21 protein-coding genes are annotated in these 25,436 nt (G+C 62.5%); 14 read left to right on the top strand and 7 right to left on the bottom strand.

Going from position 1 to position 25,436, the window contains the following annotated elements; genetic code table 11:
• The first annotated feature begins 634 nt into the window (after positions 1-634).
• From F2P44_RS24255 to F2P44_RS24215, 9 genes are all read left to right on the top strand, one after another.
• On the top strand, positions 635-1,045 hold the full coding sequence (locus F2P44_RS24255) for a BlaI/MecI/CopY family transcriptional regulator (RefSeq protein ID WP_167090129.1): 411 nt from the start codon (positions 635-637) through the stop codon (positions 1,043-1,045).
• A 41-nt stretch (positions 1,046-1,086) separates the two neighbouring features.
• The gene (locus tag F2P44_RS24250; protein ID WP_167090127.1) at positions 1,087-2,052 is read left to right on the top strand and encodes a M56 family metallopeptidase; all 966 of its coding nucleotides are present in this window, start codon (positions 1,087-1,089) and stop codon (positions 2,050-2,052) included.
• 144 nt (positions 2,053-2,196) lie between these two features.
• On the top strand, positions 2,197-3,330 hold the full coding sequence (locus tag F2P44_RS24245; protein WP_167090125.1) for a TolC family protein: 1,134 nt from the start codon (positions 2,197-2,199) through the stop codon (positions 3,328-3,330).
• Entirely contained in the window at positions 3,327-4,910 is a 1,584-nt protein-coding gene (locus F2P44_RS24240; protein ID WP_167090124.1) for an efflux RND transporter periplasmic adaptor subunit, read from the top strand. Before F2P44_RS24245 ends, F2P44_RS24240 begins: the two co-directional genes overlap by 4 nt.
• A 9-nt stretch (positions 4,911-4,919) precedes the next feature.
• On the top strand, positions 4,920-8,069 hold the full coding sequence (locus F2P44_RS24235; RefSeq protein WP_167090122.1) for an efflux RND transporter permease subunit: 3,150 nt from the start codon (positions 4,920-4,922) through the stop codon (positions 8,067-8,069).
• On the top strand, positions 8,056-8,757 hold the full coding sequence (locus F2P44_RS24230) for a HupE/UreJ family protein (RefSeq protein WP_167090120.1): 702 nt from the start codon (positions 8,056-8,058) through the stop codon (positions 8,755-8,757). Before F2P44_RS24235 ends, F2P44_RS24230 begins: the two co-directional genes overlap by 14 nt.
• Positions 8,758-8,765: 8 nt before the next feature.
• Positions 8,766-9,395 carry a hypothetical protein gene (locus tag F2P44_RS24225; protein WP_167090118.1) on the top strand — a complete coding sequence of 210 codons (630 nt, stop codon included), beginning with the start codon at positions 8,766-8,768 and terminating at the stop codon, positions 9,393-9,395.
• Between the two features lie 58 nt (positions 9,396-9,453).
• On the top strand, positions 9,454-9,813 hold the full coding sequence (locus F2P44_RS24220) for a hypothetical protein (protein WP_167090116.1): 360 nt from the start codon (positions 9,454-9,456) through the stop codon (positions 9,811-9,813).
• A 36-nt stretch (positions 9,814-9,849) separates the two neighbouring features.
• Positions 9,850-10,932, top strand: coding sequence for a DMT family transporter (locus tag F2P44_RS24215; RefSeq protein WP_167090114.1), 1,083 nt, complete (start codon positions 9,850-9,852; stop codon positions 10,930-10,932).
• Positions 10,933-10,948: 16 nt separating this feature from the next.
• Here the strand turns inward: F2P44_RS24215 and F2P44_RS24210 are convergent, their stop codons facing one another.
• The 6 genes from F2P44_RS24210 to F2P44_RS36195 form a co-directional block, all read right to left on the bottom strand.
• Positions 10,949-12,151, bottom strand: coding sequence for a TniQ family protein (locus F2P44_RS24210; protein ID WP_167090112.1), 1,203 nt, complete (start codon positions 12,149-12,151; stop codon positions 10,949-10,951).
• Positions 12,152-12,191: 40 nt separating this feature from the next.
• A complete protein-coding gene (locus F2P44_RS24205; protein ID WP_167090110.1) occupies positions 12,192-13,982 on the bottom strand; it encodes a TnsD family Tn7-like transposition protein in 1,791 nt (596 codons plus the stop codon).
• Positions 13,983-13,995: 13 nt separating this feature from the next.
• A complete protein-coding gene (locus F2P44_RS24200) occupies positions 13,996-15,495 on the bottom strand; it encodes an ATP-binding protein (protein ID WP_167090108.1) in 1,500 nt (499 codons plus the stop codon).
• The gene (locus F2P44_RS24195; RefSeq protein WP_167090106.1) at positions 15,495-17,891 is read right to left on the bottom strand and encodes a TnsB C-terminal domain-containing protein; all 2,397 of its coding nucleotides are present in this window, start codon (positions 17,889-17,891) and stop codon (positions 15,495-15,497) included. The genes F2P44_RS24200 and F2P44_RS24195 overlap by 1 nt, the downstream gene beginning before the upstream one ends.
• A 76-nt stretch (positions 17,892-17,967) precedes the next feature.
• Entirely contained in the window at positions 17,968-18,897 is a 930-nt protein-coding gene (locus F2P44_RS24190) for a PDDEXK family nuclease (RefSeq protein ID WP_167090104.1), read from the bottom strand.
• Positions 18,898-19,113: 216 nt separating this feature from the next.
• Complete coding sequence (locus F2P44_RS36195) at positions 19,114-19,551, bottom strand: helix-turn-helix domain-containing protein (RefSeq protein ID WP_167090102.1); 438 nt, start codon at positions 19,549-19,551, stop codon at positions 19,114-19,116.
• Positions 19,552-19,839: 288 nt separating this feature from the next.
• Here F2P44_RS36195 and F2P44_RS24180 point away from each other — a divergent pair, with 288 nt between their 5' ends.
• The 5 genes from F2P44_RS24180 (at position 19,840) to F2P44_RS24160 (ending at position 24,699) form a co-directional block, all read left to right on the top strand.
• The gene (locus tag F2P44_RS24180) at positions 19,840-20,502 is read left to right on the top strand and encodes a TetR/AcrR family transcriptional regulator (RefSeq protein WP_167090100.1); all 663 of its coding nucleotides are present in this window, start codon (positions 19,840-19,842) and stop codon (positions 20,500-20,502) included.
• A 162-nt stretch (positions 20,503-20,664) separates the two neighbouring features.
• A complete protein-coding gene (locus F2P44_RS24175; protein WP_167090098.1) occupies positions 20,665-21,318 on the top strand; it encodes a protein-L-isoaspartate O-methyltransferase family protein in 654 nt (217 codons plus the stop codon).
• Between the two features lie 12 nt (positions 21,319-21,330).
• On the top strand, positions 21,331-21,654 hold the full coding sequence (locus F2P44_RS24170; protein WP_167090096.1) for a rhodanese-like domain-containing protein: 324 nt from the start codon (positions 21,331-21,333) through the stop codon (positions 21,652-21,654).
• Between the two features lie 92 nt (positions 21,655-21,746).
• Entirely contained in the window at positions 21,747-23,105 is a 1,359-nt protein-coding gene (locus tag F2P44_RS24165) for a TolC family outer membrane protein (protein ID WP_167090094.1), read from the top strand.
• A gap of 28 nt (positions 23,106-23,133) precedes the next feature.
• Positions 23,134-24,699 (top strand): DUF8224 domain-containing phage-derived protein, encoded by a 1,566-nt coding sequence (locus F2P44_RS24160; RefSeq protein ID WP_167090093.1) that lies wholly within the window; start codon positions 23,134-23,136, stop codon positions 24,697-24,699.
• A 58-nt stretch (positions 24,700-24,757) separates the two neighbouring features.
• Here F2P44_RS24160 and F2P44_RS24155 read toward each other — a convergent pair whose 3' ends face one another.
• Positions 24,758-25,216: a hypothetical protein gene (locus tag F2P44_RS24155; RefSeq protein WP_167090091.1), complete on the bottom strand. Its 459-nt coding sequence runs from the start codon at positions 25,214-25,216 to the stop codon at positions 24,758-24,760.
• Positions 25,217-25,436 lie beyond the last annotated feature (220 nt).

The following is a 25,436-nucleotide window of genomic DNA, read 5'->3' as shown; positions in this document are numbered from 1 at the left end:
ATGCGCAGCTTGCCGCTGGCGACGACGGTGGACGAGGTGGAGGCGCTGTTGCCGTGGAATTTGCATAGCCATGATTTAGCCAGCGAAACGGTTCCCTGAACAGCCTGGGGTTCATGGGGCACTTACGTTCAAAGACGGTAGGCGGTCCGATTGAAATCGCCGTCATTACCAAACATGAGGGTTTCAAGTGGGTGCAGCGCAAGCACTTTTTTTCACAAGAGATGAACCCGCCGGCGTAGTGGGCGTCCAGGCAGGGCTGGCCGGATGCTGCGGTCACGTGTGGACAGGTGACGTGGTCGATATTCGGGGAATCGCGGGTGGTCCATTTTATGGCGCTTCCCCTTTCGATGCGAGCGGGCGGCCTGCGAACTGCCCGCCGTCGGGCAGCACAACCGAGCATTTTTAGGGTGCGCAGTCGCGCTGTTCGGTGGGAGGCTGACGAAGAGTAACAGCCAGTTCGGAAGAGACAATTTCTTGAGCGGACCATACGGACGATGTCATTATCACTGCAAATTGTGTAGCGCCAATTTTCTAGTCAAAAATCCGCAAAACAACAGTTCTTGATAAAACCGACGGCTGATCGGTTTTTTGCTAGAATGTTCCAATTCCTCCCTTGCCACCTCCGGACCTCAACGTGCTGTCTTCCCAATTTCCCGCCTTGGGCGACCTCGAAAAAGCCGTGCTCGACGATCTGTGGAGCCACGTCTCGGGCGACGCCAAGGAAGTGCACGCGCGCGTTGGCGTAGCCAGGGGCATTTCACCGAATACGGTGCAGTCCACCCTGGAGCGGCTTTACCGCAAGTCCTTGCTGACGCGTGAAAAAATTAGCCACGCGTATGTGTACAGCCCACGCGTGCAGCGCGAAGAATTGATGGGGGCGATGATTGCCGATCTGGTCGGCACGCTCGGAAAAGCGCAATCCGGCTCGATGCTGTCCGCCTTCGTCGATTTTGCCGTGCGTGCCGACCAGTCGAACCTCGACCGCCTTGAGTCCCTGATCGCCGCGCGCCGCGCCAGCCAATCTGCTGGTGAGGAACCGCAATGAGTAACGCCGGGTCATACCTTGACCTGGCGCAGGCGGCGGTCGTGGCATGCCTGCTGTTCGCCATCCCGCTGGCACTGCTCGCCGCGCTTGCTTACCCTCCGCTGCGCCGTGCGACTGCCAGGATAGCGCCGGCCAGCCGCGCCAGGTTGCTGTTGGCCTTGTCCGGCGTACCCTTCGTCGGCGCCTGCGCCGGTCTTCTCGCCAGTTTTGTCCCCTCCTTGCTGAGCTGGGCCGACGGCGTGGCCGATCATTGCCACCTGCATACCGATCATCCTCACCTCTGCTTGCTGCATCCGCCCCAGCTGGCGCACAGCGGGTTTGCACTTACCGTGCTTTCGGGCGCGGCGGTGCTGGCCATCGTCATCGGCGGATCATGGCTGCTGCGCTGCCTCCAAACAAGACAGCGCCTTGCGCAGCTGCTGCGCATGAGCGAACGCGATCCCGTACGCGGCGTCCACGTCGTGCCGACAGAGGCCCCGCTCGCTTTCGCCGCCGGACTGCGTACGCCGCAGGTGTTCTTGTCGCGCCACATGTTCGAACAACTCTCGTCCGCGCAGATCGACGTTATCGTCGCCCACGAGCGCGCCCACGCGGTACGCCTCGACGCCCTTACTTTCATGATCGCCAGCGTGCTGTCGCGCCTGCATCTTCCTGCGACACGCCGGATCATGCTGGCCGACCTCGCACTCGCGGCCGAACAGGCGTGCGACGAGGCGGCGTGCGCGGCAACGGGAGACCGCCTGCTTGTCGCGGAAGCGATTGTCGCCGTCGAAAAACTGTTTGCGAAACGCGAGCGGTCCGCCGATCTTCCCCTGTTCGGCACCAGCCATTTCACCGATAGCAATGTTGCCGAGCGCGTCCTCGCCATGCTCGACGCGCGCCGCGACGGCGCCCGCCTGCCGCGCAGCGCCTGGGCGGCAGGCGCGCTGGCATTGATGCTGCTGGCGGCGTTCGGCGGCCAGCTTCACCACACGACCGAGTCAATTCTCGGCCTTATCTTCCACTGATATCGGACGCCCGCAATGAATCGTCTTTACCACGCTTTGCCGGGCAAAAAACCGATTCGCCATCGGCTTTTTGCCATTCTTCCCGCCGCTTTGTGCGCGTTGAGTGCCTTTGCCCAGCCCACTTCCCTGACGGAGCAGGAGAGCGTGCGGATCGGGCTCGCCCGGCCCGACATTGCCAGCGTGATCGAGGCGGCACAAGCGGCTGCACGCAGCGATGCCGCAGCCGCCGGGCGCTGGCCCAATCCCACCCTGGAACTGCAGCACGAATCGGTGCCGGGGGCCTTGGGCAGCGCGACCGAACGCACCTATCTGCTGTCGCAGCAATTCGACCTGTCCGGAAAACGCGGCATCCGCAAGAACGCCGCCAACGAGCGCGTGCTGGCGGCGGCTTTTGATGGTGACCAGCGGCGTCAGGACATCGCGGCCGCGATCCGGCGCCGCTTCTATGAAGTGCTGTACCGGCGCGAGCTGGTCGCAGCGACCCGTGCCTGGGATAGCCGCATGGCGCCGATCGCGGCGACGGTCCAGAAATTGCATAAGGGGGGAGAGGTCGCTGGCTACGACAAGCGGCGCATGGAACTTGAACGCGCAACGGCGCAAGCGCGCCTGCGGGCCGAACAAGCCGACTACGACAAGGCATGGCAGCAGCTCGCCGCCCTGCTCGGGGCAGGCGCCGCGCAAGCGACGCCGAGCGGGGAACTGCTGCCGCCCGACGCACCGCCGCTCGACACCCTGCTGGCGCGGCTCGACCAGCGCCCGCAATTGCGCGCGCTGGAACGCCGCGCCGACGCCCATGCCCTTGAACGCAAGGCCGCCCAGCGCGGCTGGATGCCGGACGTGACCGTCGGCATCGGTTCGAAAAGCGTCGACAGCGGCGTGGCGCGCGACCGTGGCACGGTGCTGTCGGTATCGGTGCCGCTGCCGATTTTCGACCGTGACCAGGCCGGCGCGGGAAAAGCCGGCGCGCAAGCGGATGAAGCGCGCGCCGAAGCGCGCCTGCAACGCAGCCGGCTTGAAGGCGAGCTGCGCGGTGCGTGGCAGCAGGTGCGCCAGCTCAGCGCGACGGCGCGCGACTACCAGGCCCAGGCCGCCAACGCGTCCGACGAGCTGGCCCGCATCGCGGAGGCGTCCTATCGGGGCGGCGAAACCGGCATCCTCGAATTGCTGGACGTCTACCGCGCGACGCACGAGGCCAGGATGCGGGCGCTTGAATTGAGCTGGAGCGCGCGTCAGGGCGCGATTGAACTGGACACCATTGTAGGGAACGAAAAACCATGACGTATCGACACAACCGGCAGGTCCGCACCCTGGTGCTGGCCGCGCTGTTCGGCACCACGCTGTTCATCAGCGGCTGCAACAAACATGACGAGAGCAGCCACGCGCCGGCGGCAGCCGCCGCCGCTGACGAGGAAACCGCCTTCGCCATTACCCACTTCAGCGACAAGACCGAGCTGTTCGTCGAATTCGTGCGCCTGGCAGTCGGTCGCGAGTCGTCGTTTGCCGCCCACATGACGACCTTGTCCGACTTCAAACCGGTCAGCGCCGGCAAGATGACAATCACGCTGTCGGGCGCCGGCCAACCCGACGAAACGTTCACGGTCGACGCGCCCGCGCGCGCCGGCATTTTCCGTCCTGTCGCCACCCCGCGCCACGTCGGCCAACGCAATGTCACGTTCCGCCTGGTGACGCCCACCTTCACTTCGGTGCACGAGGTCGGTCCGGTGACCGTGTATGCCAGCAAGGAGGCGGCGATGAAGGCGCAGGCGGCCGAGAAGCCGGACGGCCCGGGCGCTATCTCCTACCTAAAAGAACAGCAATGGCAAACCGACTATGGCCTGACTGCGGTGGCCAAGCGGCCGCTGCGCGCAGCCGTGGCCGCAACCGGTACCTTGCGTGCCCCGGCCAGTCATGACGCGCAGCTGACGGCGATCGCCGCCGGCCAGGTGTCGGCGGCGGGGAGTTTCCCGCGCGTGGGGATGAAAGTCAAACAAGGCGACGTGCTGGCCTACCTGGTGCCGCGCCTGGGCGGCGACACCGATGTCGCCACCCTGGAGGTGGCGGCACAGAAGGCGCGCATCGCGGCGCAGGCCGCCGGCCGCGAGCGCGAGCGCCTGGAAGCGCTGTACCAGCAGGAAGCCGTGCCGGAAAAGCGCGTGAGCACGGCCCGCAGCGAGGAAAGCCTCGCCCGCGCCGACCTGGCGGGCGCCGAACGGCGCCTGGGCATGTACCGCAAGGGTGGCGCCGGCGGCGCCGGAATTGCGATCCGTGCCCCGATCAGCGGCACCGTAGCCGAAGTGAGCGTGGCGCCCGGCGGCTACATCAACGAGGGACAGCCCTTGCTGCACATTGCCGACTCGGAGCGCCTGTGGCTGGAGGTGCGTGTCGCCGAAAGCGACTTGGGCCGCATAGGGCAGCCGAGCGGCGCATCGTTCAGCGTGGACGGTTTCGAGACGCCGTTCGAGGTGAGCGAGCGCAGCGGCGGGCGCGTTGTCGGCTTTGGCAACGTCATCGACCCGGTGACGCGCAGCGCACCTCTGCTGTTCGAGTTTGCCAATCCGGACCAGCGCCTGCGCATCGGCATGGCGGTGCGCGCCAGCGTGTTTTCGGGCAAGGCGACCGAGGTGATCGCGATTCCGGCCACGGCGCTGATCGACGATAACGGCCAAAGCGTGGTTTACGTGCAGCGCGGCGGCGAAGCATTCGAGCGGCGCGCTGTCCAGCTGGGCATGCGCGACGGCGAATGGGTCGAGATACGCTCCGGCGTGGCGGTGGGCGAACGGGTGGTGTCGAAAGGCGCGTACCAGGTCAGGCTGGCGGCGACTGCGCCGGCGGCGATGGGCGAAGGCCATGTTCACTAAGGCGCCGGTATGATCTCGAAAATTATTGAATGGTCGCTGAAGAACCGCCTGTTCGTCCTGCTGGCCGGTCTGATCCTGCTGGTATGGGGCGGATGGCAGACGACCCGCATGCCGGTCGACGTCTTTCCCGACCTGACCGCACCGGCCGTCACCATCGTCACCGAGGCGCACGGCATGGCGCCGACCGAGGTCGAGGCGCAGGTTACGTTCCCGGTCGAGACCGCCATGAACGGCGCGTCCGGCGTGCGCCGCGTGCGCTCGGTGAGCGACGTCGGCATTTCGATCGTGACGGTCGAATTCGACTGGGGCACCGATATCTACCTGGCCCGCCAGATCGTCGCCGAGAAGCTGCAGCTGGCCCGTTCGGCCCTGCCGCCCGACATTCCCCCCCCGGTCATGGCGCCGGTCGCGTCCGTCATGGGCGAAATCATGTTCGTCGCGCTCACCTCCGACCATCACCCCGGCACCGAGCTGAAAACCACGGCCGACTGGGTACTCAGAAAACGCATCCTGGCGGTGCCGGGCGTGGCCGAAGTCATTCCCATCGGCGGCGACACCAAGCAGTTCCAGGTAATCGTCCAGCCCGACAAACTGGCGGCCTACGGCATCACCCTGGCCGACGTGACGGCCGCGCTGCGCGCCTCCAACCAGAACGCCTCGGCCGGCTTTTATACCGAAAGCGCGCAGGAATACCTGATCCAGGGACTGGGACGGATTCGCGGCGAGGAAGACATTGCCGACACCGCCGTGGCGATGCGCAACGGGCAACCGGTGCTGGTGCGCCATCTTGCCAGCGTTAAAATCGGCGCGGCGCCCAAGCGCGGCACTGGCTCGTTCAGCGGCAAGCCGGCCGTCATCCTCGGCATCCAGAAGCAGCCCGGCGCGAACACCCTGGAGTTGACGCGCCGCCTTGACGTGGTCTTTGCCGACATGCAGGCGGCCCTGCCAAAGGGCATGACCATCAACAGCCGCGTCTTCCGCCAGGCCGATTTCATCTCGACCTCGGTGGAGAACCTGATGGCCGCGCTACGCGACGGCGCCATCCTGGTGGTATTGATCGTATTCGGCTTCCTGTTGTCGGCCCGGGCCACGGCCATTACCCTGATCGCGCTGCCGCTGTCGCTGGTGGTGGCCACCTTGTCGATGAAGGCGATGGGAGCGACCATCAATACCATGACCCTCGGTGGGCTGGCCATTGCGCTCGGTGCCCTGGTGGACGACGCCATCATCGTGGTCGAAAACATCGTGCGGCGCTTGCGCGAAAATAATCTGCTGGCTCCGGCCGCCCGGCTGGCGCCCCCGCGCGTGGTGCTCGATGCAACCCGGGAAATCCAGGGCTCGATCGTGTTCGCCACCCTGATCATCATGCTGGTGTTCCTGCCGCTGTTTTTCCTCACCGGCGTCGAGGGGCGCCTGATGGTCCCGCTGGGCTATGCCTACGTGGTCGCGCTGGCCGCCTCGCTCGGAGTCGCGCTGACGGTGACGCCGGTGCTGGCCTTGTGGCTGCTGCCGACTGCCAAGATCGTCACGAGCGACCAGGAGCCGCGCTTCCTACACAGCCTCAAGCAAGGGTACGGGCAGCTGCTGTCGAGCATACTGCTGCGCTGGAAATCCGTAGCTGTGGTGAGCGGCGCGCTGCTGGCCGCCGCCCTGGTCGCGCTGGCTTTTACGGGCCGTGCCTTCCTGCCGGACTTCAATGAAGGCAGCCTGACGGTGTCGGCGGTCACCCTGCCCGGTACTGCGCTGGACGAATCGGACCGCTTGGCACGCCGGGTCGAACAGATTTTGATGAGCCAGCCGGAAGTGACCGCCACCGCGCGCCGCACCGGGCGGGCCGAACTCGATCCGCACGACCAGGGCATCAATGCGTCGGAGATCGATGTCAGCCTGAGCATGAAAGATCGCAGTAAGGACGCGTTGCTGGCCGCTCTGCGCAAGGAATTTGCGACCCTGCCGGGGATGAACGTCGTGATCGGGCAACCGATTTCGCACCGGATCGACCACATGCTGTCGGGCACGCGCGCCAACATCGCGGTCAAGATCTTCGGCGCCGACCTGTACGAACTGCGCAAGGCCGGCGACCAGATCAAGGCGGTCGCCGAAACGGTACCTGGCGCCGTGGACGTATCGGTCGAGCAGCAGATCGATATCCCGTTCGTGAACATCCGCTTCAAGCGCGACGCGCTGGCGCGTGCCGGCATGTCGGTACAGTCGGTGGCGGAAGCGATCGAAACGGCGTTCAGCGGGCAGGTCGTCTCGCGCATCCTGGACGGCCAGACCAGTTTCGATCTGGCCGTGCGCTACGATCCGGCGGTCAGCGCCTCGCTGGAAGCAATCAACGCCACCCTGATCACCACGCCGTCGGGCGCGCGCCTGCCGCTGTCGGCCCTGGCCGATATCCGCAAGGACCGTGGACCGAATCTGATCGGGCGCGAAAACGTGCAGCGCAAGATCGTGGTGATGGCCAATGTGTCCGGACGCGACCTGGCCGGCGTGGTCGACGAGATGCGGCGCCGCGTGCAGGCCGAAGTCAAGCTGCCGGTGGGCTACCACGTCGAGTACGGCGGCCAGTTCGAGTCCGCGGAAGGCGCCTCCCGCACCCTGCTGGTGCTCGGTTCGGCCGTCCTGGTCGGCATCTTCCTGCTGCTGTTCATGGCCTTCCGTTCCACCCGCGATGCGCTGCTGGTGATGGTCAACCTGCCGCTGGCCATGATCGGCGGCGTGGTGGGCGTGTATGTCACCGGTGGCGTGCTGTCGGTGGCGGCGATCATCGGCTTCATCACGCTGTTCGGCATTGCCACGCGCAACGGCGTGATGATGATCTCGCACATCCGCCATCTGATCGATACCGGGGTCGTCACGGAGCCAATCGCTGCCATCCGGCGCGGCGCCGAAGAACGGCTGGTGCCGATCCTGATGACGGCGCTGGCGGCCGGCCTCGCGCTGGTGCCGCTGGCCCTGTCGGCCGGCAAGCCGGGCAGCGAGATCCAGGCGCCGATGGCAGTCGTGATCCTGTTCGGCCTGCTGACCTCGACCGCCTTGAACATGTTCGTGGTGCCGGCGTTGTACCTGCGCTTCGGCAGCCACAGGGCAACAGCGGGAAACAAGCAACTACCGGATTCCGGACAACCAGGAGAACAAAGTTATGTTGGTAAATGATCGGGGCGACGCCGTCCCTGCTTGGCTGCTGGGCATGGTGCTGTGCCTGATGACGGCCGGGGCCTGGGCGCACGGGGTATCCGAGTCGGACAAGGGTTTTTTGCAGGGCGCCACGGGCGTGCATTTCCTGCCCTATCTGTATCTGGGCGCCAAGCACATGGTGACCGGCTACGACCACCTGCTGTTCCTGTGCGGCGTGATCTTCTTCCTGTACCGGATCAAGGAAATCGGCCTTTATGTGACCCTGTTCGCGCTCGGCCACAGCACCACCCTGCTGCTCGGGGTGCTCAACGGCTGGCATATCAATGCCTATCTGGTCGACGCCATCATCGGCCTGTCGATCGTCTACCGCGCCTTCGACAACCTGGGCGGATTCGGTACTGTGTTCGGGTTTCAGCCGAACAAGAAGGCGGCGGTGCTGATCTTCGGCTTCTTCCACGGCCTGGGCCTGGCGACCAAGCTGCAGGATTTCGCCCTGTCGCCCGACGGCCTGGTGCCGAACATGATCGCGTTCAATATCGGCGTGGAGCTGGGCCAGCTGCTTGCGCTCGGCATGATCCTGGTCCTGATGCGCTACTGGAGAACGACCGCCAGTTTCGCCCGCCACGCCTTAACCAGTAATTTTGCGCTCATGAGCGCCGGTTTTGTGCTGGCCGGTCTCCAGTTCACCGGCTATATCAGTCAATAGGAAACACCATGACCCTGCCTTCAACGAACGCCGGCGCCGTCGCGCCCAAAAAAGAACTCCTGCGCGGTTGCCTGATCGCCGCCGCGGTGGCCGCCGTGCTGCTCACCGTTGCCGTCCTGCCTGCCGAATACGGCATCGACCCGACCGGCGCCGGCAAGGCCCTTGGTTTGACCAAATTGCACAGCGCCGCGCTGCCCCCAGGGGAACCAGCCAAGGCTGCCGGCACGGTGGCGCCGGCGCCGAAGGGATCGACCGTCTCGGCCCCGGGCGAGGTGCGCGCTCTCACTATCGCGTCGAAGCAGACGGTTGCCTACCGGGCGGACACCCAAGAGATCACGTTGGCGCCCGGCAAAGGAGTGGAAGTAAAGACCCATCTGGCGAAGGGAGCAACCCTGATCTTTTCCTGGAAGACCACGAAAGGCGAAGCGCTCAATCACGATTTTCATGGCGAGCCGGTCAACGCGAAGGGCGACGAATTCGAGAGTTTTATCCTGGAGAACGACGTGAGCCAGTCCAGCGGCGCCCTGATTGCGCCTTTTACTGGCGTGCACGGCTGGTACTGGAAGAACAAGACCGACGCGCCGGTCACCGTGGTGCTGCAGGCCAGCGGTTTTTATACCGACATCTTCAAAAAATAGTGTGCAGTGGCCGAAGCGGCGAGGCCACCTTCATATCGCCGCAATCATGGAGAACACAATGAAGAAAATTGCAGTACTGGCCAGCTTGCTGACGGCAATGTCCCTCACCAATTTTGCAGTCGCCCATCCGGAGCATGACGACGCGCCGCCAGTGGTCTTGAAAGCGGAACTGGTCCAGAACAAGGACGGCGCCTTGGTATATGTCACCAAAGGCAATGAAAAGGTCGCGACCGCCGGCGCCACCGGCAAGCTTACCGTGGTCAAGGGCAAGGTCAAGCAGGATGTCGAGCTGGTACCGAGCGGCGAGAACGCGATGGCGCCCAAGGCAGGAACGAAGCTGGCGGTGGGTGGCAAGGCACAGGCCACGATCATGCTGGCCGACAAGTCGGTTGCCACCGGCGAATTCGTGATCAAGTAAGGCTGGCGCCGCAATCCGTACATTGAAAGGCTGGGGATGAAAAACGTTTCGACGCGCGAACCGGGTCTTCACAAGGGCGTGCTGTACGCAATGCTGGCGGCTGCCCTGTTCGGCGCCAGTACCCCCTTTGCCAAGGTGTTCGTCGGGCAGGTGGCGCCGGTTTCGCTGGCCGGCGTTTTGTATCTCGGCAGCGGGGTCGGCCTCCTCGCCTGCTTCCTGGTCCGCGCGCTGGTTCAGCGCGGCCAGGTGGGCCAGCCGGTCGCCCTGACCAAACCAGACCTGCCGTGGCTGGCCGGCGCGATCGCCGCCGGGGGTGTGGCCGGCCCGGTGTTGCTGATGGTCGGTCTCAGCATGATGCCGGCCTCGTCCGCATCGCTACTGCTCAACATGGAAGGCGTGCTGACGGCCATGCTGGCGTGGTTCGTCTGCAAGGAAAATTTTGATCGCAGGATTTTCATCGGCATGCTCCTGATCGTCGCGGCCGGCGCCCTGCTGTCTTGGGAGCAGGTGCCCGTCCTGGGCGTGCCGTGGGGAGCGTTTGCCATTCTGGGCGCCTGCCTGTGCTGGGCGATCGACAACAATCTGACCAGAAAAGTTTCCGCCAGCGATCCGCTGCAGATTGCCATGGTCAAGGGGCTGGTGGCGGGCATCGTGAATATCGCGATTGCCCTGGCTTTCGGTTATGCCTTGCCGGGCGCCGGTACCGCCCTTGCGGCTGGCGCCGTCGGCTTTTGCGGATATGGACTGAGCCTGGTCATGTTCGTGCTGGCGTTGCGCCACCTGGGCACGGCACGCACCGGCGCCTATTTTTCCGCCGCCCCTTTCGTTGGCGCGGCGATCTCGCTGATCATGCTGGCGGAGGCGCCTGGCGCGACCTTCTGGATCGCGGCCGCGCTGATGGGAGGCGGCATCTGGCTGCACCTGACGGAATCGCATGGGCATGAACACGAGCACGAGGCAATGGAGCACCTCCACGCGCACAGCCACGATGGCCATCACCAGCATGAACACGACTTCGAATGGGATGGAAGCGAGCCGCACGCCCATCCGCATCAACATGTCCCGCAAAGGCATGCCCATCCACATTACCCCGATATTCACCATCGCCACAGACATTGAGACATAGGTCGGCGAATCAAAACAGGTTCGCCTGGGGCCTGTCGCGCTGGTCAATCGGGCAATACTGGTCGAACCAGGCGATGTCATTGGCCAGCAGCCATCGGCACGATTTCGGCTCGGCGCGCGCAAATCGGCTACGGACGGCATGTGTGTTGCGTTCCAAAAAATCGACGCATTTCCGCCGATGGATTTCACGGACGCGATCGCCGGTATCATTCACGATGGCGTGGTCTACTGCAGGCGGTACGTCGGAACGGGACGGCGCGGCTTCAGCAAGCAAATTGGGGCATCCCATGACCGATTGCCACGCGCTCTGTTCGCAGAAAGACTTCCAGGACCCGAACAGCCAGTCGAGCAGCAACAGATTATGCAATGGCCGCCGCCATTGTCCGACGCATCGCACGCTTCGATAAAGTATGTCCAGCCCCTTTGCCGAGACAGCTGCGGCAAAATCCGGGTACTCGCGCAGAAAGCCGTAATGCCGCAACAGCTCGCTGCAAAACGCATCGCGTCGGATCGCTCCACTATGCGTCAGCATCCCCCTGTCGCCGAGGGCGCGACACATGGTGGCGTACGTCACATCACCGACGACGGATGGGCCTACATCACATAGCGCGTCGACCGCAAGCTGTGTCAAACGAAGCAGCGCCTCGTCGTTTGCGGCGCCATCAAAGCCATGCGCAGTTTCACGCAGGGCAGTGTCTTGCGGGAGCATGAACCGATTGTGCCACGCGTGGGCCGGGGCCAGGGACTGGCTGAGCGGCGTGCCGTGCTGTAAGCAGAAGAACGCGGTCGGCAGCTGGTGCGACCGCCGCCAATGCCCGGTCGCGAACGCGGACAGATCGGATCGCAAGCATTGGCGGCAGGCCCGCCACGTGCTGACACTGCCGTTCGACAGGCTGGACAGACCGTAACCAGCCGTCGCCACAGGTTGTGCTGAACTGCCGGCATGCCAAGGATGCCCACCGATGCGGCCGAAGAAATTGGCGAGGGTCATCTCGGCCAGCACTGTTTCGGGTGTACCCATCACGCCTTGGGTTACGCGGCAAAAATGCACCAGATTCACCGGGAACTCCGCGACGCGCATGTGCGCAGCGCTTCCGAACATGCCCCGGCATGCAGAACGATCATCGCGCGCCGCGTTCGACACGCGAATCCGCGCCGCGAAACTGTAGAGCGTTTCATCATTGTGCGCTATAGGCAGACGAGTGATCAGCATGGCCGCTTCTACGGTATCGTTCTTGCTGCCTAAAAGAATTTCAAGACCGCTCCGGGGAGAGGTGGGGCGCCCCTGCGCGGCCGCCAATGGGGCCCCTGCGCGAGGTCCGCAACCGGTAGGCCCGTCCCGCCTTGTAAAATTCCTGCTCCGGACACGGTCCTTCCCAATTCGTCGAGATAGACCGAGAGCTCAGAATGGCCATGATGACCTTGATTGATGGGCCAGCGCCACGGGCGACATCGGGAAAAAGCGCAAGCACCGCCCTCGCTTTGTACACCTCCAGCGACGCGTGGATGATGACCAAGTGAACCGGGGTGTCCGGATGGAGCGATTGGAGTGTCCATAACAATCGTCGGGCATAAAAGTGCCATGTAGACTCCGCTTTCGCATTGACAGCCAGATTTGCCAAGGGGTATTTCGATTGGGTTGGCCAACTCACGCCGGGAACGCCGGCCGCCTTGATCAGACGCTTCATGGTGACCTTGACTGGTCTACTGTCTTCCGAATAGACATTGTGGGCAATCGATGAAATTGCGGCCGCCCATTTGGCGTCGTGCTGGGTGAGCCGCTCAAGGATTTTTAAGGCGCCTGCGGCATCGCGCTTTTTCTTCGCCGCCGCTCGCCGAATCTGCATATCCAACACATGGCAGGCGTCGGGGAGTAGTTTTACCAAACGCGTCATGGAGGAAAACTGATACCTCCACAGTTGCTCTGTGTCGTAATCGCTGCGTTGAGCAATGCGGAGCAGCTCGTCAAGCAGTTCCGCCGACCTGCGGTTCTCCTCTGTTGAACCGTCAACAGTTTCAAGCGTCACGCCCGCACCGGCAGCGGCATCGTCAGTCGGCAACCGCGCTGCCGCTGCCACTGCATGCGTCAAAAAGACCTCGGCGTCGCGGAACAGAAAGTAGGAAACGATGAGATGTCTGTTCAAGGGCGTTTCGGTGCATGCGGACGGAGACAGCACATGGAACCAGCCGCTTGTTTTCCCTTTTCCATAGGCGGGGTCCATTTTGGCCAGCAACACAGGACCGAAGAATTCTTCGATCTTTTCGAACAGCGCTTTTCTGTTCACGCGGCCGCCGCCCCATGCATAGCCGCATTCGGCGGCACGCTGTTTGTACATGGTGATGAGCTGACTTGTTGTCAGTTGAACTGGCCCGGCGATCAAGAGCTGGCGGGTGAAACGCGCGAACTCCTTTTCACGTATCGATGACAACTCCGGGCTGGAATGCTCGTGAACCGCGATCGAGACGCCGCACGCACAGCCCAGCCAGGCGGAGAGAATCAATTGGCTGGGGTGGGCGAATGGGCAATTGCAGGATGGGCAGCGGTCCAGCAGCTTGGTTTCATGCTTCCAACAGGTGGTCACGCCGGGAATTTGATGGGAGCGATGCAGGTATGCCCAGCCATGTTCATTTTCATCCTCGGCCAGGCACTGAGGGCACATATGCGTCAACCGGCTGTCGCCCGACATTCGTCGGGGCAGTACGACTTGCCCGCCCGTGCGATCGCGCTCCGCGTTGCCTGGGTGCGGGCCATCTCCGCAGAAACGTAGATACAAGGGCTGCAATGTACTGTCGTTTTGAAGTGCAATGAGATTTTGCGCAGACGAGCCAGGAAGTCTTGAGGCCAGGTTTTCGAGGTGGCGCTGGACCATCCCGCCCAGACTGAAGGGAACGCGGTCGAACAGCTGCTTGTAGGTCGCGTGCATCGTTGGCTGGCCACGGAGAATATGGTAGCGACTGACGCGCGAACCAATGGTCTCGTCAGGAAAACCGGCGGGGAAGTAGGGCAGAAAGTCGTCTTTGCGGGCGCTGGCAGTAGCAAACATGCATTCACTCCTATTATGGTTTCGATGCCGTACGGTTGTCGTTTTCCTTCAACTGCTCCAGTCCGCTGATGAGATATTCTTGCAATCCTCTGTTACGCATGTCTTCGGGGTCGAGAGTGGCGCGCATCTCCGTATTTTTTATCGATTGGTTCGCTTTTCGTGTTCGTTTGCGCTGCGCCGTTTCACCGGCGAGCTGTGCGGCGGACTTGCGCGGCTTTGTTCCCGCCGTCGTGTCCCCGGTCGCCGCGACTGGGGGGGCGGCAGTCGGACCGCTGTTCGAGCAGTCGGGATACAAACCCCACCGCACGGCATACTTCGCCCAAGGAACGTCATCGAATTGTTGCAAAAGAATCGGATTCTTGTCCCTGAAGCCGGCAATGAGGTCGCGCTCCTTCGGGCTGAAATCGGGCCCCATGAATGCTTGCTTCATGTGTGCCTCGGTAACATACAGATCACCTTGGTCGAGTGCCAGACGTTGCGAACAAACGCGGATGCGCGCCCCATAGTCCCGAATGCCGCCGCAGTAGTGAAAGAGAAGGACACCCTCCTTGTCGTCGATCGGCGAAGCTTCCGGCATCACGTTGTAGCGCCACAGTGCCGGCGCCAGGACGTTGGTGAAGTCGAATTCATCATCGTCCATCGGATGCATTTCGATATTGCCTCCCGATCCTACCCGCCGCATATCCTGGGAAAACGAATCCAAGGCATCCATGCCCAATGGGTTACCCAGCAGTACAAGCGGGATACCGAAATTCAATAGGCGAAGGAAGAAGGTGGCGGCCAGGCCGCCACGAGCGCCGCCAGAAAAGTTACGTCCTTGCAGTTCGTCGATCACCAGCACGCCGACGCCGTGGTTCACCAGGATGATGCCGACATGGACCGCCAGCTTTTCGTTGCTCAACCCCGTAAGGCTGCGGTCCTCCGCGTAGCCCGTATCAATCGCTCGATCGAGCGCAGTCAACACCTGCAGTAGCAGTCCCCCCAACGACCCGTCATGGCTCATCGCTACGTAAAGCCAGGTCGCCTGGGTCATGTGGTTCCAATCGGCGCTCCTTGAAAATCCATGCGATATCTTCTGAGGTAACTGCTTTAGCGCGCGTAATATTTCGTAGGTCTTCCCCAGGCCGGTGATCCCGCTGATGCGCATGCCTTTGGCGGAGCTGGGCAGCCACGGCAGGTCCTTCATCGCCTTCCCCGCGCAGCGCGCAATCGACATCGATTGCGACCGCGTGGAGACGCATGAGGGATTGCGGCCCAGATAGCCACGTCGGATCATGCGATAGAGTCTGGTCGTGGTGTCGATGGAAGACAGTGTCGGCTCGAACATTTGCTCTTGAACCCGGTCCAGCAAGTCATGTCTTGCCTGGTTGTCGAGGCCGCTCGTATCGAGGCCGGCGAGCGGCCAGTTCTGCAGGCGCAGTTCCAGATGATCGGTCGACAGCAGTGTTTCCAAGGGCTCAAGGAACGGGTTTCCAACGGACGACAGGGACAGATGCGCAGCGGTCAGGTTCATCAATGCTTCCTCTCATTATGAAAGCGGGATAATCGGCTTTTCCTCAGTTCCATCAATCGATTCACGCCATCCTCCACGGGCGCATGAAGGATAGCGCAGGCTTGTTCGGCCGTGCGCGGAGATGGCTCGGGCGGGGTATCGCTTTGCGGTTCGCGCAGTTCTGCGACCCGGCGAGCTTCGTCGTCCAGCTCGCGCCGTTGTTCCAATGCTTGCGCTGCGCGCACACCTGCGCGCTTGGCGTTTGGTGACGCCTTCGATCCAAGGGATTTTCTTGCCGCAGCCTGCTTTTCGCGCGCGACCGCTTCGACGTCGTTTCTGAACGACTGCTGTTCAACATCGGCTTGATCCCTGCTGGTCGCGCCGACGACCCCATGCATCTTTTCAGCATCGTTGAGCGCGCAGAGATCGGGCACTCCTCCTTCCTGTATCAGGATCACGTCGTCCTTGATGTTGGGGATGATATGCGCGCCGTGCCGGTCGACGAGAATGAGGTGGCTCAGATCGTCCGGATCGACACGTACTTCGATGTGCTTCTTTCCGCTACTGATGGCATCGCGAATGATCCCGGATTGCGCAAGGTAGTCGTGATTGAAACGCGCACCGTGAAGCAGCTCGACTGTGTTGCCGGTATTGGGCCGGTGGAGCACCAGCCCTCCGCGCTGTACGCTCGCGGTAAACCGTGGCAAAAGATGGGACCGCAGGAAACTCGGGTCCATCGGCTTGCCCGTGACGTAGCCATTTTTCCTGGCCCATCGATAGATCGCGATCCTGGTGCGCCCGGCCGTTTTTCCTTCGGCAGCGAATTCCCGCCGCATCTCTGCCGGGACCATATGCAGCGGCAATTCTTGCTGCGTGTTAGCCCAGTGGATCCATAAAATGAGCAGTCGCTCGTAAGCGAACCGTGAAATCAGCGCTTTCGAGATAGCCAGTGGTTCACCGCGCTTCGATGGCCGTCCCTTGGTCGTGCCGGTGATGTGATGATCCAGGCTCCGGTGGCGCACGTGATGTCCGGATTCGGAAGAACTGTTGCGGTCGGCCCTTCCGCTGGCAATAAACTCGATCCGCGACGATAGTTGTTTAACGACGGAATCAATCCCGTCGAAACTGCGCAGTTCACCATTGTCGGCAAAGTATTTTGAACAGAACATGGACGGGAAATCGTCGGATGGCAGATCGAGGCCGTAGCGTGCAAGCATGGATGCCTTGTCCGTCGCCCCGCGCAAAATCGCCAGTTTCGCATCGTCGGTGCCAAGGCCATTGATCGCGACGCGCCATCCAAGATACAGGCCGAGCCATGCGTCGCGCACGAACAGGCCGCGACCGACGCCGATCGGCTGCAGTGGATCGCCGCACGCGACGAAGTTCACATCGACTGGCGACGCATCGAGCGAGCCGACCTGGCCGATGGTCGTGATGCCGTCGCGTGCCGTGCCGACCAGCGGTCGATAGTTACGCGCCCAGACCCCTTCGCCCATCAATCTGCGGGCGGCGCCACCAGCATCCTGTGCGCGCGAACCGTGATAGATGAAGTCGCTTTTCGTGGGCCGGAGATGTGCATCGAGCAGGTTTGTTACCAGATGACCGTGTTTGAGTGTGTGGCCCGTACTGTAATACGCCGCGCTCATGGACAGGTAAGCTTGCTTGACTCCCGTACCCGGCACGACGAAGGTGGCGTAGCCATCTTCCAGGTTCTGTACGTCCTTGTCCGTGAGGATAAACCCCGCTCGTTCGGTGTCCCCCGCTTTGGCCGCCGCGTTTTTGCGGCCCAGCTTCACTCCGTTTTTCCCTCGGCGCGGCTTTCCCGGTGCTCCCGACCGCGCGGTGGTATCCGGCAGTAAGGAGTTCTTCATGCCGCCGAATGCGTAGTAACGGTGGAGTGCGTTGTAGACCTGGCCGGCGCTGACCTTGAGCTCGCGCGCACGCTCCCGCACCTGCGCATCGAGGCAGGTCAGGTCGGGCGGCCGTGTGCCTGTGCTGGCCTCCATCGATTCGACCATAGGGGCGATCAGCATCCATCTGAAGTCGCGTTTGATCTCCAGGGGCGAGCGGCCCCGGTCTTCGGGAGCAAGGTCGTCGCACTCCTCAGGCGGGAACAGTTCCCGCAGTTGGACATCGCTGAGATGCCAGTGGCTCGGCAGTTCCAGGGTGGTAATCTGAAGCCGCTTCGTCTCAAGCCAGAATTCGAGCTGAGAAAGTTTGTGAGAGATGAAGCCCTTCGCGTAGTAGCTCGCCTGTTTTCGTCCAGGATGTATTCTGGGGCCGGTTGGGATCGGAATCAGCGTTACGCGATCCCGCTTCGGGAAGACCTCCAGGACGCGATACGGCCCGTTCATGGGGGTGGATTCATCCGATGCCACGAGGATGACATCGCCAACTTCGATGGTTGCGCCGGTCATCACCAGGTTTCCCCGAACAGCCGCTGCCGGAGCGCGTCGCGCAATCGACGTCCTCCGGGCACCACTGGTCGGGACGTTAGGATGCGGGTCGATGGATCAATGTCGATGTCCTGTGTCCAGGCACAGTGCAGGCACAGTGGCGGAACAGGAGCCAGGCGTCGTCCAGCGGGAGTGACAGGGAAGCTGCGGCAAGGCCGACCGCTTCGTTGATCTGGAGATTGGTGCAGTCGTTGAAGATGCCAGCAAACTCCCTGGACGACGCCAGGAGGTGGGGGGCGCAGTGTAACGTCGACGCGTCGAGCCATGTTTCCAGCTGGCCGGCGGTCAACAGCGGGATGAGCGCGGAACTCGATACAAAATAGAAGGCGCCAATGTCGGCGGTATAGCGCCGCTCCAGCTCAAGCCGCTCAAGTGTCCGCCACCCGATCTCGTCATTTGGATCACTGATGGGTTTGGAAGAAAATGCCGCCAACGCTGTCCGGCCGGGGAGGGAAACCGTCGCGAGCAGATCCAGACTGGCGATATAGGGGACACGCGTTCCCACTTCGAAGCCGTGGACAATATTCGCTTCTGTGGCGATCGCAAGCAGGCCCCGCGACCAATGATGCGGTTTGTCGGGCGCGTGGGGCAAGCCATCGAGGGGGTGGGGATGCGGCGTGGGCCAGAGCGGAAACTGTTCGCGCAGATCGTGCACACCCAGCCAGAGGAGCAGCAATGCCGTATGAAATTCGCCGCGCGAAAAATAGTGAGCAGTGCGATTTAGCGGAGGCATCCACGATACGACCTGGTTGGATCGCGGCGACGGGTTTTTACGGCGTAATGTCAGCCAGGGCAGGTACTTTTCCCGGTGACCAGTGCCATGGCCTAGCAGGATACGTTTGCATAATTTGGCATGGGTCATTCCCCGCATGCGGCGTCGCTTCGGCGAAGGCTCCATGGGCAGAGCGATATCGTCCGATGTACCAGTTTGCGCAACACTTGCGTACTCACGAAATACTGCAGCCATGGCCGCTCCGTCTCTAGGTCATCGGTGATACCGGCTGCATCGCCAGAAAAATTACCAAGCGTGGTGCCGATAGCTCGAAAATCAGAGGTAAGTAGTTCAGTTTGCGCAGCTATCCGGCAAGTTCACGGAACAGGCAAAGGAACCCCTACAAATACAGGGAAGCGCAAGGTCATGACGACAATATCCGCTTCCGTTGGCCGACCACCGCGCGCAAACTCAGCCCAGCGTGTCCGCCTTGTTCTTTACTCGCTCACTCTTGCGTTTCGCCGGCAGCGCGGCTCTCACCGCTTGCTTCGACATGGACTCAGGCAGTTTGAGCGCCATTTGCATCAACTCGACCTGGGCAGGGTGAAGCGTGCCCAGTTGCCGCCTCAGCTCGTTGAACATCTTGTAGACGCTTTCCGTCGCTTCGCTGGGAAGAACAATCTTGCGCTGCGATTCCTCCAGCGCACTGCACAGTCTTCCGCGCCATGCCTCGTCTAACTCAAGACGTTCCACCAACCGCTCTATGAAAGCGTCGGTAGGCGGTCCCTTGGTTCCTAGTTCAATTGCCGATATGTAGCTTTGTTCATAGCCGAGTCGAGCGGCAAACTCTGATTGGCGGAGTCCGCAAAATATTCTAAGTTCTCTAAAGGCTGCCGAAAATGGACTCATACACCGAACTCAGAAGTAAAAAGGGCTGGATGCAGATGTATTATGGACATGGTTTTTCCTTTGTCAACCGAATTCACTCGGCACTTCGCATTTCATTCAACGCAACTCGACGGCCTCGCGCGCTGCCGGCGTCGCGTTCAAGGCTTTATTATTTCGTCTCCGGTTCGCGTTCAAGTTTCTATTCTTTTGTTCAAGGCTCTATTCCCACGGAACAATGCATGCAAACTTGACGGGGTGAAACCATCGGTCTATATTAATGACTCGCAAGTAAGTTACGGAATAGACCCCATGCAATGTCCCCTTGAGATGAAGCCGCGCTGGGAGCGCCGTAAAGACGCGCGACCCCAGGAATTGCTCGCCGCCGCCCTCGACCTGTTCGTCGAGCGCGGTTTCGCCTCCACGCGGCTGGAAGACGTGGCCAAGCGCGCCGGCGTGTCCAAGGGCACCCTGTACCTGTATTTCACCAACAAGGAAGAGCTGTTCAAGGCTGTCGTGCGCGATACTATCGTGCCGGCCCTGGGCGCGGCCGAGGACATGATCGCCAGCTTCGACGGCAGCAGCGCCGAGCTGCTGCGCGCCGTCCTGTTCGACTGGTGGAAAAACGCCGGTGCCACCAAGTCCTCCGGCATGATCAAGCTGGTCATGGCAGAATCGAACAACTTCCCCGATATTGCCGTCTTCTACCGCGAAGAAGTCATCCAGCGCGGCAGCGTCATGATCAGCGGCCTGCTTGAACGCGCCGTCGCGCGCGGCGAATTCCGTCCGCTCGATGTCTTTCTCACCACCCAGATCCTGATCGCCCCCATGCTCATGCTGATGCTGTGGAAGCACTCGATCGGCCCTTGCGACATGGCCGAGCTCGACCCGCTGGCGTTCATCGATTCCTTCCTCACCATGACCCTCAACGGCTTGCTGCCGCGTGCGCCGGACCTGTGCGCGGCCGCGCCGTGACTTGTCAAAAGCGCCAGAGCGGCGTTTTGGGGCGTTCATTCCCTCTAAACTGCAGACTGTCGCAATTTCTCGCGATCCGGGGCCTCAGGTCGTTAAGATGTGTGTTCTGAGGCCGTTCAACGATAAAATATCGGATTATTATTTTTCCTCACCGAGCACAAGATGAATATCGAACAAGCCCGTTTTAACATGATTGAACAGCAGATCCGTCCCTGGAACGTGCTGGACCAGGACGTGCTCGATCTGCTGGTGGTCGTCAAGCGCGAAGATTTCGTGCCCGCCGCCTACAAGACGCTGGCCTTTGTCGATACCGAAATCCCGCTGCCAGGCGCCGAAGCGATGTTCACGCCGAAGATCGAAGCGCGCATCTTGCAAGAGGTAGCCGTCAAGAAGCACGAAAATGTGCTGGAAATCGGCGCCGGTTCGGGCTACATGGCGGCCCTGCTGGCGCACAAGGCGCGCCACGTCACCACCGTCGAGATCAATCCTGAACTCAAGGAACTGGCTGCGAAAAACCTGGCCAAGGCCGGCGTGACCAATGTCACGGTGGAACTGGGCGATGGCGCCGAAGGCTGGGACAAGGGCGCGCCGTTCGACGTCATCGTCATCTCGGGTGGCCTGGAAACCGTGCCGGAAGCGTTCATGAAGCAGGTCAAGGTCGGCGGGCGCATCGCCGCCATCGTCGGCCAGGCGCCGGTCATGTCGGCGCACGTGATCACGCGCGTGTCCGAGACCGCGTACGACACGGTCAAGGTTTTCGAAACCAACGTCAAGCTGCTGTCGACGTCGGTCAAGACCTCGCATTTCACCTTTTAAAGCGGGGACGGCATGGATCACGTCACCGCCCCCGAATTGGCAGCCTGGCTGGCCGACCCCGCGCGCCCGCGCCCGCTGTTGCTGGACGTGCGCGAAAACTGGGAGTTTGAAACCTGCAAGATCGAGGGTTCGACCCAGATTGCCATGAACACGATTCCGGCGCGCATCGAGGAACTCGACGAGGATGCCGAGATCGTCTGTATCTGCCACCACGGCGCACGCAGCATGCAGGTCGCGGCCTTTTTGGAACGCAACGGTTTTACCAGGATGACCAATCTGACCGGCGGCATCCACGCCTGGGCGGTGCAGGTCGACAGCAGCATGCCGAAGTACTGATCCCAAGATGGAAGTACGCGCGGCGGCGGTGTCGGCCACCACCGGGCTGCAGTTTTTTATAACTTTTTTTGATGACTCCAATGGAGAATGCAATGCAGAAACCCCTCATGGCCGTGCTGATCGCCAGCGCATTTTTTTCCTTGAATGCACAGGCGGCAGACCTGATCCAGGTCTACCAGCAAGCGCTGGCCAATGACGCCGCGTTCGCCAGCGCGCGCGCGGCCCTGGCCGCCGGCATGGAGCGGGTTCCGCAAGGCCGCGCGCTGCTTCTGCCCACCGTGGGCCTGAACGGCAGCATCATCAAGAACGATGGCGAAACGAGGCCCTGGAATATCGGCCAGACCATCAACCTGCCCGACGGCGGCAAGGTCCCGGTCACCACCGGCGGCGCCAATGAGCGCACCACCACCCATACCCTGTCGCTGACCCAGCCGCTGTTTCGCTGGGCTAACTGGCAATCCTACGAACAGAGCAAGCTGCAGCAAGCCCAGGCCGAAGCGCAGTTCGCCCAGGCCCAGCAAGACCTGATCACGCGCGTGGCGCAAGCCTACTTCGATGTGCTGGCCGCGCAGGACACGCTGGAACTGAGCCGCGCCCAGAAAACCGCCACCACCGAGCAGCTCGCCTCGGCCAAGCGCAACTTTGAAGTCGGCACCCAGACCATCACCGATACCCACGAAGCCCAGGCCGCCTACGACCTGGTGGTGGCGCAGGAGTTTGCCGCCATCAACGACCTGGAAAACAAGCGCAGCGCGCTGCAAGCGATCATCGGCAGCGCGCCGGCCGGCTTGGCCACGCTGAAACCGGGCGTGCTGCTCGCCTCCCCCGAGCCGGCCGTGATCGACCCCTGGGTCTCGTCCGCCGAAAGCCAGAATTACGGCGTCGTCGGTGCCCAGCTGAGCTACGAACTGTCCAAGCGCGAAATCCAGAAAAGCCGCGCCGGCCATTATCCGACCCTGGACCTGACCGCCAGCGTCCGCCGCCAGAGCATGACTGGCCAGACCCAGCAGTCGGGCAGGTCGGACGACAAGGGCATTGGCATCGCGTACAACGTGCCGATCTTCAGCGGCTTTGCTGTCACCAGCCGCGTGCGCGAAACCATCGCGCTCGAAGACAAGGCCCGCAACGACCTCGAAGCGACGCGCCGCAACGCGGCCAACACCGCGCGCCTGGCCTTCCTGGGTGTGAACAGCGGGCTGGCGCAGGTCAGGGCCTTGCAGGCGGCGGAAGTGTCGGGCAACTCGGCGCTGGAATCGAACAAGCTCGGCTACCAGGTGGGCGTGCGCATCAATATCGACGTGCTTAATGCGCAGCGCCAGCTGTATTCGACCCGCCGCGACCTCTCGCGCGCGCGTTACGACACCATCCTGAACGGCTTGCGCCTGAAATCGGCGGCCGGATCGCTGCGCGAAGCGGACCTGGTGCCGGTCAACGATTTGCTGGTCAAGTAAGCCGGCCGTGCAGGCGGGCAGGACAGGCGTGGCCGCAGATCATGTTCACGCGATGCGCCATGCCGACGGCTATGGCGCGCTGGTCCGAGGCATCAAGCAACGCTTCAATTCCCTGGCCGGTCCGGTCTTCCGGACCGATGCCAGCGGCCTGTACGAGACGTACCTGGCTTCCTTCACCGATCTTGGCGTGCGCCAGCAGCACAGCTGCAACTGCTGCCGCACCTTCATCGAGCGCTTCGGCGGCCTGGCCACGGTCGGCGACGACGGTGTGCTGGTGTCGGCCATCTGGGATGCCGATGCGGCGCCAGCGCCTTACCGCGCTGTGGTCGCTGCGCTGGCGCGCCGGGTCAGCCAGGCCGGCATTGCCATGCTATTCCTGTCGAGCGAGACCCGCTACGGCAAGCCGGCCAATGGCCCATGGCAGCACCTGGCCATCGAACCGGCCACCGTGTTCAAGAGCGCCGGACTGCATAACGCCTGGCAGACGGCCTGTGCCAGGCGCGAAGCGTTCGCCTCGGTGCAGCGTGCCATGCGCCAGTACAGCGCGCCAGTCTGTGCGGCGGCGCTGCGCCTGCTCAAGGCGGAAACCTTGTTCAATGCGGAAGCGGCGCTGGGCCAGGCCCGGTTCCTGGTCGACCTGCACACCGCGCGCGACGCGGTTGGCGGCCAGCATCAGGACAACCTGACGTACCGCATGGTGGCAACGGCGCCGATGGGCTTTTGCCATCCACGTTCGAGCATGATCGCCACCTTGCTCGACGATATCATCGCGGGCAAAAGCAGCGCGGAGCTGGCCGCCAGCTGGGCCGCCAAAATGGATGTGCTGCAGTATCTGCGGCCGCAGGCGGCGCCGCCGGCGGGCGCCATCAAGGCAGCCGAGGCTGCGTTAGAGAAAGTGGGGGCCGCCAGCGCGCTTCAGCGCCGCTTCGCCACCATGGCCGATATCCAGGAAACCGTCTGGCTGCCGCCCGCGCCGGCCGATGCCGGCCGCGCCGCCGGCGTCCAGCCGCATGCGGAAAGTGTGCCGGCGGCGCCGATCGTGATGACGCTCGACACATTCCGGCGCACCGTGTTGCCGGCGGCCGAGCGCATCGAGATGGCGGCGCTGACCGGCAGGCAGCCATTCATTGTCTTCACCTCGGCAGTGCATGCGGATGCCCGTCCCATCCTGCAATGGGATACGCCGGAGCGGCGCAACCCGGTCGCCTGGTATACCTACTCGAACGGCTCCCTGCCCGCCCAATTCAATCTGTCCGGCAGCTACTACGCGGTGACGGCGGTCATTCTGCCGCCCTGGGCATGGGCGGGCCGAATCCATCCGCAATTTGGCGAACATATTGTGTTCCTGCTCAGGGACGCGCGCGATCTGCGCGAATGCGAAGGCCATTCCGCGCTGTTCCCCGTCCATCTGAAAAGCGAGTTGCGCGAATTCAGGTCCACCATCGAAGCCTATAGCAAGGCGAATGCACTGGAAGGTGTTGGGGACGACAACGTGGCAGGCCTTGCGCTGACCAGGAGCCACCCGAGCGACGTCAGCCTGCGCGTGACATCCAACGGCCAGGCCAGCGAGTACCGGCTCCTTCGCTGGGACTGAGTTTTTCCGGAGCGGCGTGGCGCTGGGTCGCTGCTGCAATCCATTGCCTACCGGCGCCTCAAGCCTCGCTTTGCGGCAGCGGAAACTCGAAGCAAATCGACTTGACCGGCATGCTCGGGTGCGCCGCCGTATCCCATTTTTTGCTGTAATCCCCCATGTCGGCCAAATGATCGACGACGACGGTGATTTCGGATGCGTGCCCGCCTTTGAACATGTCCAGCAGGGAGGCAAAGCGCTCGGGCGACTGGTGGACGTCGATGACGCAGCGCCATTTGTCCGTGGCCCGTGTGTAGCTCATCGCATCCGGCGGGTGCGGGGCAGGAGGCATGGCCGGGCTGCGGCGCCGGATCGTCATGCTCCAGGCGGCATTGTTGATGATCACTGTATCCGACGCGTAAATTTGAGGTCCGCCCGTCAGTTCCAGCTGCAAGGAGATGGCAGGCTCGATCTCGACCGCCCCCTCCTGGCGCAGCACGTGGTAGCTCAACCTGCTCTCGAACACTAACTCGGCAGCCATTACTTCTCCCCTCGATATCCAATATCCATCCAGCAATCTTACGCTTTCCCGCCCCTGGCCGCGAGCGCCATCGCGCCCAAGCGCAGCAACCACTGTCGCCAGCGTCCGCAATGTTCGTAGAAGTACGACAATATCCGAACAGGCGTAGACTGTGGTAGCGTGCATCGGGACTCTCCTGGGACGCGGTGTCGCTTTGCTGTACTTTCTTCAAGGTTAGTCG

Origin of the sequence: Massilia frigida (genome assembly GCF_011682175.1) — a bacterium.
In the GTDB taxonomy this organism is placed as follows: Bacteria; Pseudomonadota; Gammaproteobacteria; order Burkholderiales; family Burkholderiaceae_D; genus Telluria_A; species Telluria_A frigida.
The sequence above is the reverse complement of the archived record's forward strand: the minus strand, read 5'-3'. Positions and strand labels throughout refer to the sequence as shown.

Coding starts and splice junctions, on each gene's coding strand:
- F2P44_RS24205 (WP_167090110.1), bottom strand. CDS start 13,982: ATGTTTGCTACTGCCAGCGCCCGCAAAGACGACTTTCTGCCCTACTTC.
- F2P44_RS24180 (WP_167090100.1), top strand. CDS start 19,840: ATGCAATGTCCCCTTGAGATGAAGCCGCGCTGGGAGCGCCGTAAAGAC.
- F2P44_RS24165 (WP_167090094.1), top strand. CDS start 21,747: ATGCAGAAACCCCTCATGGCCGTGCTGATCGCCAGCGCATTTTTTTCC.
- F2P44_RS24235 (WP_167090122.1), top strand. CDS start 4,920: ATGATCTCGAAAATTATTGAATGGTCGCTGAAGAACCGCCTGTTCGTC.
- F2P44_RS24215 (WP_167090114.1), top strand. CDS start 9,850: ATGAAAAACGTTTCGACGCGCGAACCGGGTCTTCACAAGGGCGTGCTG.
- F2P44_RS24195 (WP_167090106.1), bottom strand. CDS start 17,891: ATGACCGGCGCAACCATCGAAGTTGGCGATGTCATCCTCGTGGCATCG.
- F2P44_RS24230 (WP_167090120.1), top strand. CDS start 8,056: ATGTTGGTAAATGATCGGGGCGACGCCGTCCCTGCTTGGCTGCTGGGC.
- F2P44_RS24175 (WP_167090098.1), top strand. CDS start 20,665: ATGAATATCGAACAAGCCCGTTTTAACATGATTGAACAGCAGATCCGT.
- F2P44_RS24170 (WP_167090096.1), top strand. CDS start 21,331: ATGGATCACGTCACCGCCCCCGAATTGGCAGCCTGGCTGGCCGACCCC.
- F2P44_RS24220 (WP_167090116.1), top strand. CDS start 9,454: ATGAAGAAAATTGCAGTACTGGCCAGCTTGCTGACGGCAATGTCCCTC.
- F2P44_RS24210 (WP_167090112.1), bottom strand. CDS start 12,151: ATGCTGATCACTCGTCTGCCTATAGCGCACAATGATGAAACGCTCTAC.
- F2P44_RS24240 (WP_167090124.1), top strand. CDS start 3,327: ATGACGTATCGACACAACCGGCAGGTCCGCACCCTGGTGCTGGCCGCG.
- F2P44_RS36195 (WP_167090102.1), bottom strand. CDS start 19,551: ATGAGTCCATTTTCGGCAGCCTTTAGAGAACTTAGAATATTTTGCGGA.
- F2P44_RS24225 (WP_167090118.1), top strand. CDS start 8,766: ATGACCCTGCCTTCAACGAACGCCGGCGCCGTCGCGCCCAAAAAAGAA.
- F2P44_RS24190 (WP_167090104.1), bottom strand. CDS start 18,897: ATGGCTGCAGTATTTCGTGAGTACGCAAGTGTTGCGCAAACTGGTACA.
- F2P44_RS24200 (WP_167090108.1), bottom strand. CDS start 15,495: ATGAACCTGACCGCTGCGCATCTGTCCCTGTCGTCCGTTGGAAACCCG.
- F2P44_RS24155 (WP_167090091.1), bottom strand. CDS start 25,216: ATGGCTGCCGAGTTAGTGTTCGAGAGCAGGTTGAGCTACCACGTGCTG.